We start from the raw sequence: 469 nt of genomic DNA on the forward strand, positions 1-469 counted from the left end.
TCGTGCCGTACGGCCCGATCTCCCTCGATCCCTCCACCCAGGTGCTGCACTACGGCCAGGAGATCTTCGAGGGGCTGAAGGCCTACCGCCAGCCCGACGGCTCGATCGCGCTGTTCCGTCCTGAGGCCAACGCCCGCCGTTTCCGCACCTCCGCCCGCCGTATGGCCATGGCCGAGCTGCCCGAGGACCTCTTCATCGCCGCCCTGGACGCACTGCTCGCCCAGGACGCCGGCTGGGTCCCGCCGCACGGTGGCGATCATGAAGGGGCGCAGATAGAGGGCCGCCTCGCCACCGAGGCCGCGCTCGNNCCTGCTCCCGCAGGCCGAGGCCGCGGCCCACGGCTGCGACCAGGTCGTCTACCTCGACGCGGTCACCCGCACCAAGGTGGAGGAGAGCGGCAGCATGAACGTCGCCTTCGTCTACGGCGACAAGATCGTCACGCCCACCCTGACCGGCTCCATCCTGGAGG

At 70.7% G+C, this 469-nt stretch carries 1 pseudogene; it reads left to right on the forward strand.

Annotated elements, in window-relative coordinates:
- Window positions 1–469, forward strand: a pseudogene (locus CCN72_RS35080) (branched-chain amino acid aminotransferase family protein); the annotation flags it as partial.

Origin of the sequence: Streptomyces murinus, from assembly GCF_002154555.1 — a bacterium.
GTDB lineage: Bacteria > Actinomycetota > Actinomycetes > Streptomycetales > Streptomycetaceae > Streptomyces > Streptomyces murinus.